Source organism: Pseudomonas lini, from assembly GCF_030812475.1.
Lineage (GTDB): Bacteria > Pseudomonadota > Gammaproteobacteria > Pseudomonadales > Pseudomonadaceae > Aquipseudomonas > Aquipseudomonas lini_A.
The window spans coordinates 149,354-161,582 of record NZ_JAUSSR010000013.1 but is presented as its reverse complement, the minus strand read 5'-3'; the positions used below and the strand labels follow the sequence as shown (position 1 = coordinate 161,582).

At 63.0% G+C, this 12,229-nt stretch carries 11 protein-coding genes; 5 read left to right on the top strand and 6 right to left on the bottom strand.

Annotated features, from left to right (window positions below):
• Positions 1-15 precede the first annotated feature (15 nt).
• Both J2W17_RS23770 and J2W17_RS23765 read right to left on the bottom strand, forming a co-directional pair.
• Entirely contained in the window at positions 16-561 is a 546-nt protein-coding gene (locus tag J2W17_RS23770) for a cytochrome b (RefSeq protein ID WP_307340267.1), read from the bottom strand.
• Entirely contained in the window at positions 558-1,643 is a 1,086-nt protein-coding gene (locus J2W17_RS23765; RefSeq protein ID WP_307340265.1) for a catalase family peroxidase, read from the bottom strand. The genes J2W17_RS23770 and J2W17_RS23765 overlap by 4 nt, the downstream gene beginning before the upstream one ends.
• A gap of 158 nt (positions 1,644-1,801) precedes the next feature.
• Here J2W17_RS23765 and J2W17_RS23760 point away from each other — a divergent pair, with 158 nt between their 5' ends.
• The 3 genes from J2W17_RS23760 (at position 1,802) to zapE (ending at position 4,545) form a co-directional block, all read left to right on the top strand.
• The gene (locus J2W17_RS23760) at positions 1,802-2,308 is read left to right on the top strand and encodes an RNA polymerase sigma factor (RefSeq protein ID WP_307340262.1); all 507 of its coding nucleotides are present in this window, start codon (positions 1,802-1,804) and stop codon (positions 2,306-2,308) included.
• Positions 2,305-3,057: an anti-sigma factor family protein gene (locus J2W17_RS23755; protein ID WP_307340259.1), complete on the top strand. Its 753-nt coding sequence runs from the start codon at positions 2,305-2,307 to the stop codon at positions 3,055-3,057. The genes J2W17_RS23760 and J2W17_RS23755 overlap by 4 nt, the downstream gene beginning before the upstream one ends.
• 363 nt (positions 3,058-3,420) lie before the next feature.
• Positions 3,421-4,545, top strand: coding sequence for a cell division protein ZapE (zapE, locus tag J2W17_RS23750; RefSeq protein WP_307340256.1), 1,125 nt, complete (start codon positions 3,421-3,423; stop codon positions 4,543-4,545).
• Between the two features lie 264 nt (positions 4,546-4,809).
• Here zapE and J2W17_RS23745 read toward each other — a convergent pair whose 3' ends face one another.
• Positions 4,810-5,514, bottom strand: coding sequence for a YebC/PmpR family DNA-binding transcriptional regulator (locus J2W17_RS23745; protein WP_307340254.1), 705 nt, complete (start codon positions 5,512-5,514; stop codon positions 4,810-4,812).
• 230 nt (positions 5,515-5,744) lie between these two features.
• Here J2W17_RS23745 and J2W17_RS23740 point away from each other — a divergent pair, with 230 nt between their 5' ends.
• Positions 5,745-7,160, top strand: a complete 1,416-nt coding sequence (locus tag J2W17_RS23740) for a type VI secretion system Vgr family protein (RefSeq protein ID WP_307340459.1) — start codon at positions 5,745-5,747, stop codon at positions 7,158-7,160.
• A 3-nt stretch (positions 7,161-7,163) separates the two neighbouring features.
• Here the strand turns inward: J2W17_RS23740 and J2W17_RS23735 are convergent, their stop codons facing one another.
• Together J2W17_RS23735 and J2W17_RS23730 are read right to left on the bottom strand one after the other, a co-directional pair.
• Positions 7,164-8,555, bottom strand: coding sequence for an FAD-dependent oxidoreductase (locus J2W17_RS23735; protein ID WP_307340251.1), 1,392 nt, complete (start codon positions 8,553-8,555; stop codon positions 7,164-7,166).
• A 10-nt stretch (positions 8,556-8,565) separates the two neighbouring features.
• A complete protein-coding gene (locus J2W17_RS23730; RefSeq protein WP_307340248.1) occupies positions 8,566-9,891 on the bottom strand; it encodes an MFS transporter in 1,326 nt (441 codons plus the stop codon).
• Positions 9,892-10,158: 267 nt separating this feature from the next.
• Here J2W17_RS23730 and J2W17_RS23725 point away from each other — a divergent pair, with 267 nt between their 5' ends.
• Entirely contained in the window at positions 10,159-11,031 is an 873-nt protein-coding gene (locus J2W17_RS23725) for a LysR family transcriptional regulator (protein ID WP_307340245.1), read from the top strand.
• A gap of 237 nt (positions 11,032-11,268) precedes the next feature.
• Here J2W17_RS23725 and J2W17_RS23720 read toward each other — a convergent pair whose 3' ends face one another.
• Positions 11,269-12,132, bottom strand: a complete 864-nt coding sequence (locus tag J2W17_RS23720; RefSeq protein WP_307340242.1) for a LysR substrate-binding domain-containing protein — start codon at positions 12,130-12,132, stop codon at positions 11,269-11,271.
• Positions 12,133-12,229: the final 97 nt, after the last annotated feature.

The window sequence follows — 12,229 nt, the reverse complement described above, 5'->3', positions numbered from 1 at the left end:
GGGTGCGGTGTGGGGTCAGCCACGATCCTTGCCACGCAACATGCTGTCCAGCACGTCGTCGCGACGTACCCAGGCGTGGAACAGCGCTGCGGCCAGGTGCAACAACACCGTCAGGAACAGCAGATACGCCAGGTAGCCGTGCGCCTTGCGCAGGAACGCGAACAGCTGCGCATTGGCCGGCACGATCGATGGCAATTGCACCGAGCTGCTGAGCATCACCGGGTCCCCCGCCGCCGAGATCATCGCCCAGCCCAGCAGCGGCAAGATCAGCATCAAGGCGTACAGCAACCAGTGCGAGGCCTTGGCCGCCAGCACTTGCCAGCCCGGCAGGTCCGCCGGCAGCGGCGGCTGTCGCGTGGAAAAGCGCACGAGGATACGCACGATCACCAGCAACAGAATCGCCACGCCCAAGGGTTTATGCAGATTGATCAGCCATTCATGACGTTCGGACACCGAGGCGGCCATGCCTGCGCCGATGAACAGCATGGCGATGACCATCAGCGCCATCAGCCAGTGCAGCAGTCGCGCCAGCGGTGCGAAATGGTTCGTATGAGCGCTCATTGAGCAGACTCCTGTTTAGCGGCGGGCAACTGACTGACTTCGCCGGTGCGACGCAGGTAGGATTTGGCGTAACCGGCTGAGCGAGCAGCGAGCAGCGGGTCGTCGGAACCTTCGATGCCGGCGGGCAATATCAGTGGGTCATAGTTGATGTCACGGCATTCGCCATTGAGTTGGGGCTGGGTGCTTTCGAGCACCAGGGTCCCGGCGTTGACGACCTTGCGCCCGTCGGGCCAGGCCTTGCTGGCGTCGTTGACCGGGTCGCCGGGGTTGGCCAGGGTGATGTTCAATTGCCAGCGCAGCGGTCCGGCGGCGATCCGCTGGACCAGGTCTTTCTCGAGGAAATCACCGCCCTCCGCTGCCGTGGCGCCCGGCGCATCCTGCGCCACCGGCACCATGCTCCAGCGTACCGCTTGCCGCTGTCCGGCCGCGTTCACCAGGTAAAACGCGTTGACGCTGTTGTAGGTTTCGGTCACGTAGCTGGCGGAGGGCTTGGCGGTTTTGACCCAAGCCAGGAACGGAGCCGCTTCGGGGTGCGCTCCGAAGAACGCCGGCACGGCGGCAGGATTGGGTTTGCCGGTGGCCGGATCCGGCGACTGCGCCTGTTGCAGCTGATAGAACGCTTCGGGCGTGCCCACCGGAAACACCGGCATGCTGTTCATCCCGGTGCGCCACTGTTGACCGTTGGCCTGGGTGAAACGCAATGCCAGGCTGCGGATCGGCACGCTGTTGTCCGGCGCATATGGGTTGCCGGCCGGCAAGGCGAAACGTCCGACCACCGGCGTTCGCGGCTCATTGAACACCTGGGCGCTGGAGTAGGCTCGCGCCTCGCCGCTGCTCTCGAAATGCCCGACCACGCACACGCCTTTGGCGTGGTTACGCCGGAAGCCCGGGTGCACGCCGTTGTTGGTTTCCAGCACATTGATCAACTTTTTCGGCGTCAGACGTTGTGGGTCAAGGGTGCCGTTGACGTAGGCAAAGGCCCCGGCCACCGCGGCGACCACCACGGCAATAGCGGCCAGGCGCAACGTCAGGCTCGCGGCACTCAAGGGTGGCCGGGTTGGCGGTGATGAGCGATCTACCATGAAAGACTCCTGGGCCAGCGGCCACAAGTGAGAAGAATCAGGCAGACGCACCCGGTGCAGGTTTATTCCATGGCCCGGTGTTTATTTTTTCCGACGTGGAATAACCTCGGGCGCCGGACGTCTTCCTGGTACACAGCGTAGAGACTGGTGCGAACTTCATGAACGATATCGACGAACAGCTCAGAGAAATCATTCCCAGATTGCGCCGGTTCGCCTTGTCGTTGACGCGCAATCCCAGCAGCGCCGACGATCTGGTGCAGGCATGCCTGGAGCGCGCGCTGTCGAGCTGGGGCAACAAACGTCCCGAGGGCGACCTGCGCGCCTGGTTGTTTTCGATACTGTATCGGCAGTTTCTTGATGCACACCGGCGCTCCCGGCGGTATGCGCGGATGCTCGAATTCTTTACTGGGCGCGATGACGCGCAGCCCTCGGTCGAGCGCACGGTGATCGCGCAATCGACCTTGCAGGCCTTCGATCAGCTCAATACCGAACAACGCGCGCTGCTGCTCTGGGTCTCGGTCGAGGGTTTGAGCTACAAGGAGGTCGCCGGGATCCTCGACGTGCCCGTCGGGACCGTGATGTCGCGCCTGTCCCGGGCGCGCCAGGCCTTGCGCGAACTCAGCGATGGCGAAATCGCCCGTCCTTCCCTGCGGAGACTCAAATGATCAGCATGCCCCCAAGCGAGCGGGACCTGCACGCCTATGTCGACCACCAATTGAGCGATGACGAGCGACGTCAGGTGGAGACCTTTCTGGCCGGCGACGCCGAAGTGGCGGCCCAGGTACGGGCCTGGCAACAGGATGCCCAACAATTGCGCGCCGCCCTGAGCGGCGCCTTGCAGCGGCCAGCCAACCCGGACCTCGATCCGGTACTGATTCGCCAGCGCCGCACACGGCAATCCCGTCGTCACCTGGCGAGCGCCGCGGTGTTGTTGATCGCGGTCAGCGTCGGCGGGTTCAGCGGTTGGCAGGCGCGGGAGATGACCCTGGTCGGAGTCCCGCTGCCGATGACGGATGCCCTGCAAGCTTATCGCCTGATTGCCCAGCAAGGCATTTTGCCGGCGGACTACAAAGCCGGCGACGACGGCGACATGCAGGGCTGGCTCGACCGCTATTTCACCCGGGCCCAGCGCTTGCCTGACCTCTCGACCGCGGGTTTCAAACCGGCCAGCGGACGCTTGCTCAGCACCGAACAAGGGCCGGCGGCGATGGTGGTGTATGAGGATCGGGGTGGGCACAAGATCAGCTTTTACGTGCGGCCGCCGGGACCGAAAAACTTCCTGCTGCCCCGGGGCAGTCGCAGCGATGGCGAGCTGCAGGCGGAGTATTGGTCGGGGGGTGGGTATAACTATGCGATGGTCAGCCCAAGTGATACGCCGGCAGCGCAGATGCTCAGGCAGACCGTGAGGTTCTGAGCGCCTGCTCCTACCGGATCGCCGGCAACTCGCTGAATGGTGGTCAACGCCAAACACAGTCACCTGCGTACAGCTTGATTGCAAAAAACGCCGAACCCTGTAGGAGCCGGCTTGCCGGCGAAGGCGTCTGCATAGGCGATACATGGCTCGAGGCCGCCTTCGCTGGCAAGCCAGCTCCTACAGGATCTGCGTACGGCTCAGGCGATGCTGCGGTGGACGGACCGCCTTCGCTGCGATGCGGCGATTCGACAAGCCAGCGCCTACAGGGTTTGCGTGCGGTGCGGTGGTCGGGTTGTTCGCCCTTTGGTTAAACTACGCCGCCGCTCGGGGGAGCCGGGCTGACCATTTCGGGGTGACATCACAGTGGCTGTTCGACCGCCCAACCGTTCGCGACTCAAACCAGGCTGGCCTGTACTGCGCCGCCTGTTTGGCAAGGTATCGTCAGCTGGCGGTACCGCAACCGGTCGTGTCATCCACGACTACTTTCACCGCAAGGCGCATGCCCAGGGCTACACCCTCAGCCATAGTCAGCAGCGAGTGATCGACTGCATGGCGCAGCGCGCCTCGACGTTGCCCGGTTCATCGGCGCGCACGTTGCCCGGTCTGTATCTGCATGGCGCTGTAGGACGCGGCAAGAGCTGGCTGCTCGACGGTTTCTTCCAGGCCCTGCCTATCGCGGAAAAACAGCGCCTGCACTTCCATCAGTTCTTTGCGCAATTGCATCAAGGCATGTTCCGTCATCGCGATCAGCCCGATGCGCTGGCGGCCACCCTCGATGAGCTGCTGCTCGACTGCCGGGTACTGTGTTTCGACGAGTTTCACGTTCACGACATTGGCGACGCGATGCTCATCGCGCGGCTGTTCAAGGCGCTGTTCCACCGGGGCATCCTGCTGATGGTCACCTCCAATTACCCACCCGAAGGCTTGCTGCCCAACCCGCTGTACCATGCGCGCTTCAAACCGGTGATCGACCTGATCAACGCGCGGATGCAGGTCATGGAGGTCGGCGGCCCGCACGACTATCGGAGTCAGGCGCGAACCCACGCCCAGCAACTGTTTACCCAGGGCCATTACGTCTGGCCAGCCACGCTGGCGCAACGTCAGGCCTTGAACCTGCCCGAGCCGGACGCTCCCGCCATTGCGCTGCCCGTCGGCACACGGCACCTGCCGGCCCGATTCTGTGAAGGACGAACCGTTGGTTTTACCTTTGGCGACCTGTGCGACCACCCCACGGCGGTCATGGATTACCTGGAGCTGTGCCGGCGTTTCGACCACTGGGTTATCGATGAACTGCCCGATCTCGCCGATTGTTCGATTGCGGCCCAGCAGCGGTTTATCAATCTGGTGGATGTTTTGTACGATCAGGACAAGCATCTGGTGTTGTTGGGGCAGCGTTCGTTGCAGGAAAGCCTGGGAGGTGATGCGATCGATCTGGCGCGCACGCGGAGTCGGTTGGGGCAGTTGGTGAAAGTGAGGGGAGTGGGCTGATCAGTATTGTCAGGTGTGGCTGCTGGCCCCTTCGCGAGCAAGCTCGCTCCCACAGGAGTCAGCGGTGGAACGCAGGTATGTGAACGACGCTCCACGCCCTGTGGGAGCGAGCTTGCTCCGGGCGGCGTTCCGACGATGGTCGTTAACGATGACGCGTACTTACAGGATAAACGCGGCGCTCTCGGGTTTTTCGCGAGCAGGCTCGCTCCTACGGGGTTTTGTGTACACCTGCAGGAGCTGCCGCAGGCTGCGATCTTTTGATCGTCAGCCCGCCAACCCGACAAACATGTCCTGCACATCATCATGGTTGTCCAGGCCTTCGAGGAATGCCTCGACTTCGGCCATCTGCTCGTCGCTGAGGCCGCTGACCGGGTTCTTCGGCTGATAGCCCAGCTTGGCCGACAATACCGTGAAGCCGTGATCCGGCAGTGCTTTCTGGACCGCGTCCAGGTCCGCAGGCTCGGTCAGGAACAGGGTCGCGCCGTCTTCACCCGGCTCGAAATCCTGGGCGCCGGCTTCGATGGCGGCCATTTCCGGATCGGCGTCCGGGGTGTTCGGGGAGGCCTCGATCATGCCGACGTGGTTGAAGTCCCAGGCCACCGAACCGGAAGCGCCGAGCTGGCCCTTGCGGAACGCGACGCGGATTTCAGCGACGGTGCGGTTGATGTTGTCGGTCACGCATTCAACGATCAGCGGCACCTGATGCGGGGCGAAGCCTTCATAGGTCACGCGATGGTATTGCACGGTTTCGCCCAACAGGCCCGCGCCTTTCTTGATCGCGCGATCCAGGGTTTCCTTGGGCATCGAAGCTTTCTTGGCCTGCTCGACCACCAGACGCAGGTGTGCGTTGGTGGCAGTATCGGCACCGTTGCGGGCAGCAATGGTGATTTCTTTCACCAGTTTGCCGAAGATCTTGCCCTTGGCGTTGGATGCCGCTTCTTTGTGTTTAACCTTCCACTGTGCGCCCATTACTCACTCTCTTATCTGTGGCGCCGAGACATCTATTGGCCGACGCTTTGCGCAAGTTTATACGGCCTAAAGTTGGCAATCGACCAAAAAATCCACCTGCTCGATCGGGCCATGAATCGACATCTTCACCGGTGTTTGTAGGGCGTTTCTGAATCGTCGATTTGCGGTGACTAAAAGGGGCCGTGGTTTCGTACCCTCTGCGCCTGTATTCCATGGCGGAAGCGCATTCGATGCTCAACGACAACGAAAGCCCCTTCACCCTGACACTGCTCGAGGACGATTTGAGTTTTCAGGTGGTGCAGTTCAGCGGACATGAAGCCCTCAACCAGCCCTATCGATTCGAGGTCGAGGTGATCGGCCTGCCGCCGGCCATGCCCTTCGATCAGTTGTTGCAACAGCCGCTGTTCCTCAGCCTGGGGCATGGCCAGGGCTTTCACGGCATCCTCCACAGCGTCAGTCGCGAATACCGGGGCGCATACCGGGTCGGTTACAACGTGGTGATGGTGCCCTACCTGCAGGCACTGGATCGCAATGGCCGGCGCCGGGTATTCCATGACCTCAGTGTGCCAATGATCTTGCGCCAGCTTCTGGAGGACCATGACCTGCCCGCCGACAGCTATCGCTTCGAGCTGGCGAACGGGCACTATCCATCGCGGCCGTTTTGCATCCAGTACGAGGAGAGCGACCTGGCGTTGCTGCAGCGCCTGTGCGAGGAAGAAGGCATTCACTACCACTTCGAGCATCAGTATGACGGTCATGTGCTGGTGTTGGCCGACGACTGCCTGAGTTTCCCCCAGGAGCCGCTGCTGACGCCGTTCCAGGCGAACGCTGCGCTGGACACTGCGCGGCCGGCGATCAGTGAGTTGTTCCAGCGCCATGACGCCCTGCCCTCGCACCCGCGAAGGGATGCCAGCAACCGGGGCGCGCAGAACGCCGGCGATGGCGCGGCCAACCATGCCTTCGGCAAGACAGCGCCGAGGATGGCCAGGCCTGATCCCGAGCAGGATCAACGCAGCCGTCGACAGTTGCAGCGCCTGCGATGCCTGCAGCAGCAGATTCATGGTCACAGCGATCACGTGGCCCTGCGCAGCGCGCGGATCGTGCAGGTGACGGAGCATCCGCTCGCTTGCTTCAACGATCAATGGCTGCTCATCGAGACTCGCCACCAGGGGCGCCAGCCTTCGAATCCGGCCCGGGACAGCAATGCCCTGATGTATCGCAATCAGTTCAGTGCCATTCCCTGGTCGACGGAATTCCGCCCGGCGTTCAAACAGCCCAGGCCCAGCATTCCGGGCTATCAGCCGGCCCAAGTGCTGGGCCCGACCGGGCAACCGCCGGCGCTGGACGATCGCGGCCGGATCCAGGTCAGGCTGTGGCCCACGACGCACGCCGATCCGGAGGAATCCGTCGGCCTCTGGCTGCCGCTCGCCGTGACAACGCCCCACGGCTGGATCGATCCCGGCCAACTGCCGAAGGCCGGCAGCGAGGTGTTCATCAGTTTTCTCGACAGCGATCCGGACCGGCCGGTGCTGTGTGTCGGCCTGGGACAGATTCACCCGCCTGAACCTGCCCGCCCCCGCGAACCGCGCAACGACACCCGCTTGCTGCTTGACTGGCTGGTGAATCGCTCGGACCTCACGCCCTGATGCTCAGCCCTTGTCGGCCTTGCCCGCCGCCGCGGCGAACTTCGCCAGGCGCACGTCGAGGTGTCGGGGCCGGCGCCCGTGATCCTCGGCGCGCTCCTTGCGGCGGATGGCGTTGCGCACCAGCAGTGAGCCGAGATAACGGATCGGCTCCGGCGGAAAAAAGCCCAACGGACCGTTGACCAGCGGCGAGCGGGTCCAGGCATTGTCCAGCCCCTGGACCATCGAGGCGAGAATCTGCCCGCCCATATGACAGGGGCCGACCCCGCTGCCGGAATAACCGAAACCGTAGAACACATTGCCGCTGGCGCTCATCTGGCCGAAGAACGGCAAGCCCGTCACCGAGCGATCCGAGGGACCGTTCCAGGTCGCCTCGATGTTCACCTCGGCAAACGCCGGGAAGAACTCGTTCAAGCTGTGCCTCAACAGACCGGCATAGGGCGATGGCTGATCGAACACCGGCAACATCCGTCCACCATAGGCGAAGGTGTTGCCGCCCTTGCCGAGCATGATCCGGCCGTCCGGGGTGTTGTGGTAGTAGTGCACGAAAATCCGCGAATCGAGCACCGTGACTCCGCTGGTCAGACCTATCTCGTCGAGCAGGTCCGGCCGCGGTTCGGTGATTGCCATGTCGCTGGAAACAATCGCCACGCTGCGCTCGAATTGCGGGAATGCCCGGGCCATCCAGGCATTCATCGCCAGCACCACCCGGTCGGCGCGGACGCTGCCGTTGGCAGTTTGAATGACCGCCGGGCGGCCCTCCTGCAGCCCGGTCATGGCAGTGCGCTCGTGAATTCTCACCCCCAGTTGCAAGGCGACCCGACGCAGGCCGCGCACCAGTTTGCCCGGCTGCACACTGGCGGCGGCCGGCGAGAACCAGCCTTCCAGGTGTTTGCCGGAGCCGGCCATGCGTTGCACATCCGCCACCGGTCGCTGGGCGAACGAGTTGATGCCGTTGCGCTCCAGCGCCGCGATCACCGCGTCGGTCGAACCGCATTGAGCACGGTTGGTGGCGGTGTAGAGCGTACCGTCGAGGCGGTAGTCGGCATCCACGCCGTACTGTTCGCAGAACGTACCGATGGCGTAGATGCTGCGCTCGGATTCCTTGACCAGACGCACCGCTTCTTCGACGCCGAACAACCTTTGCAGGGTGAAATATTTCGCCGACCACGACAGCGCGCAGCCACCGTTGCGGCCACTGGCGCCCGCTCCACAAATGTCCGCCTCGATCAGCAGCACATCGAGTTCGGGATTCTGTTGCTTGAGCATGATTGCGGTCCACAACCCGGTGTAGCCACCGCCGACAATGCAGACATCGGTGCGGGTGTCACCCGGCAAGGGTTCGCACGGCGCGCAGGACTCGGCTGCCAGCGCCTGTTCCAGCCAGAAAGGTCTCATGGGTCAATCCTTATGTACGCAGGGGTTTTACGCTCATCGGCCGATTCGGCACGTTTACACTTTCGGCAAGCAGGGCAGCCGGGCGGCTGTTCCAGTGCGGGATCAACACCAGCGCGGAGAACATCGCGCAGCCGGCGAAGACGATGAATACGGTGACGGAATCGAAGTAGCCCGGCAGCAATCCACCGAGAATCGCCCCGACCGAGCCGCAGCCATTGACGAATCCGGCGGCGGTGGCGCCCGCCTTGGCGGTGCCGAAATCGATGGCGGCCGCGCCACTGATCATGGAGTCGGGTCCGTACAAGGTCAGGCCCATGACGAACAACAAAGCGACCACCAGCATCACGCTGCCGGTGTGCAACGCGCCCATGAACAGCGCCAGGGATACGGTCAGCGCCAGCAGACTGATCACGCAGGCTGGCATGCGCCGGGCGCCGAACAGTTTGTCCGAGGCCAGGCCCAGCAGGATCGGCCCAAGCAATCCGGCCAGTTCGAACGCGGTCGGAATGATCGCCGCGCCGACCTTGCCCACCGAGGGCATCTGCTCGAAGACGATCACCGGGCCCCAGAGCAGGATCGCGTAGCGCGCCGGTTTCAATAGAAAGTAGGCCAGCCCCAACACCAGCACCGTTCGGTTGCGCAGGATTTCCCGTAGCGGCTCCAGGACGCTGATCCGGCTTTGCGCGTAAGCCTCGTCGGCGGTCAATTCGGGCTCGGGTTCCACCGCCGGCAGACCGACGTCCTCGGGTTTGTTGCGCTGGAAAATGAAGAACAGCACCGCCACCAGGCCGACCACCGCCGCGCTGGAAATGAACGCCGCGTGCCAGGTACCGATCAGCGTGTAGGCCCACCAGCCGGCGAACGGCGAAGCCACCAGGCCGCCGAAGGCGTAGCAGGAACTCCATAGCCCCAGCACCCGCCCGCGCTGCTCGGCGGGGAAAAAGCTGCCGATGTTCTTGCACAAGCCCGACCATCCCGTGGACTGCGCCAGGCCCTGGATCAACATGCAGGTGGCGAAGATCGGCAAGGTCGCGAAGCTGCCCATCACCAGCGCCGCGGCGGCGGAAATCAGCAAGCCACCCAGCACCACGACCCTTGGACCAAAGCGGTCGGCGAGGATGCCCCAGGTGAATTGGCCGATGGCGTAAGCGGCCAGGTAAATGGCGTCGAGGTTGGCCATGGCCATTTTGTCGAGGGTGAAGCCGGGGTCCTCGGCGATCCCCAGTTTTGCTACGGAAAAGGCTTTGCGGGTGAAATAGAACGCAGCGTAAGCGAGCCAGGTGATCGCGAAGATCTGCACGCGCCAACGTTTGATGGTGCCGATAGGGTTGTTCATTGTGGTTCTGACCTCAGGGTGTGAGTGTGCCGGCAGAATTGGAAGAAAACGCCTGTGTTTTTATTTTTGAGCACTGCGATATCGCCCCGTCCCTCTGGCGATACCGGTCAGATGAGTCCTGCAATCGCACGCACAGGCTCATGGCCACGGATGCTGTTCGACTGACCAGTCACCGGAGCTGGAGTAGATAAAAACAATTACTGATTAATAAGTGAAATCGATTTATCGTATTTCCAATATAAGCTCAGCTTGTTACTGGAGGTTTCGATGTCGGTTTCCCACGCCCAGCTCAAAGCCTTCCATGCGGTGGCCGTCCACGGAAGCTTCACTCGAGCCGCTGAGCGGCTATTTCTCACACAGCCGGCGATTTCCGACCAAGTGCGCAAACTGGAAGAGCGCTTTGGGGTGTTGCTGTTCCACCGCAATAAACGCTCGGTGCGCCTGACCGATCTGGGCGAGCGCTTGTTGAGCGTCACCCAGCGCTTGTTTGTCATTGAGGCCGAGGCGCAGGAGTTGCTGCAGGCCTCCCAGGCGCTGCAGACCGGCAGTCTGATTCTGGCGGTGGATGCGCCGGTGCATGTGCTGCCGCAGATCGCGCGTTTCTGCGAGCGCTACCCTGGCATCAGCGTGAAGATCGAGACCGGCAATACCGATGAATCGCTGTTTCGCCTGTTCAACTATCAGGCGGACCTGGCGTTGCTGGGGCGGGAGGTCAGCGACGAGCGGCTGATCTCGTTGCCGCTGCGTAATGACCCGATGGTGGCGTTTGTTTCACGTAGCCATCCATGGGCCGACCGCGAATCCATCTGCCTGGCGGACCTGGACGACACTCCGCTGGTGTTGCGGGAAATCGGCTCGGTGACGCGCCAGACCCTGGAGGAGGAAATGGCCCGGGCCGGATTTCGCATCCGCCCGGCGATCCAGGTCGAAGGACGGGAAGCGGCGCGCGAGGCGGTGGTGGTTGGGATCGGCGTCGGGGTGGTATCGGCTGCCGAGTTCGGCGCGGATTCGCGGGTGTGTGCGTTGCCGATCACCGATTGCACCCGGCGATTGACCGAGACATTGGTGTGCTTGCGCGAGCAGAGTTCGCGGCGGGTGGTGGCGACGTTTCTGGAGATGGTGCGTGGGAGTCTTGTATAAGCAGGTCCGGCCCCTTCGCTGGCAAGCCAGCTCCTACAGGGATCCGGGTCGCCGCAGATCTTGCGCACGACGCCAACCCTGTAGGAGCCGGCTTGCCGGCGAAGGCATCTTCATTGGCGACGCAAGACTTGCGGCCGCCTTCGCCGGCAAGCCGGCTCCTACAGAGGTTGGCGCACAATCCCACGGTATGCAGGTGTTCCCTGTGGGCGGGCTTGCCCGCGATGGCCACGCCGCGGTTTATCTGACAGGCGCCAACTCGAAAAACGCCTGAATCAGGCGCAAATCCCGCCGCCGTTCCATGCACCCCATCATGTGCCGATTCACCAACCCCTCTCCAATAATCGGCACCGCCACCACCCGCGGATCATGGCTGACCTCCACCGATGACACCACGCCCACCCCCAGTTCCGCTGCCACGGCTTCGGTCACCGCTTCACGACTGTCCAGCTCCAGCAGCACCCGCGGGTTGACGCTGGCCTGGGTGCAAGCTTCATCGAACGTGCGCCGTGTGATCGAACTCGGCTCGCGCAACACCATGATCACTTGATCCAGTTCTTTAAGTTGCACACCTTCAGGCTTCTGCGCCCAAGGATGACCGGCAGGCACCAGTGCGCAGATCCGCGATTCGCTCAGGGCCTGCAGGTGCAAGCCCTTGCGCGGCTCGACCTCGGTCAGCACCGCCACATCGGCATGTTCCGAGAGCAACGCCGCCAGGGTTTCCTGGGCATTGCCCAGCCGCAGGTTCACGGTGATTCCCGGAAAGCGCGCGCGCAGGCTGGCCAGCATCGGCATGACCATGTGCGGCCCGTCCGCCGCCACTTCCAGGCGCCCGGTGAGCAGCTGCCGATTGGCTTCGAGCATCGCCTGGGCCTCTTCCGCCAACCCGAACATGGCCCGGGTGATCGCGGCCAGCTTGGTGCCCTCTTCCGTCAATTCCACCCGTCGCGCGGTGCGGCGCAACAAGGTGATCTGGTAGTGCTCCTCCAGCGCCTTGATGTGTCCGGTGACTGCCGGCTGGCTGATGAACAGCCGTGCGGCGGCCCGGGTAAAGCTGCCTTCGCGGGCAACGGCATCGAACGCGCGGAGCTGGAACAGGTTCATGAATAACTCTCACTGATGGCTGGCATAACAACAAACAATTTGATTGATAGCTCGGCAAATTGCAATTTAGGCCCCGTAGCTTCATCCCATCGATTGC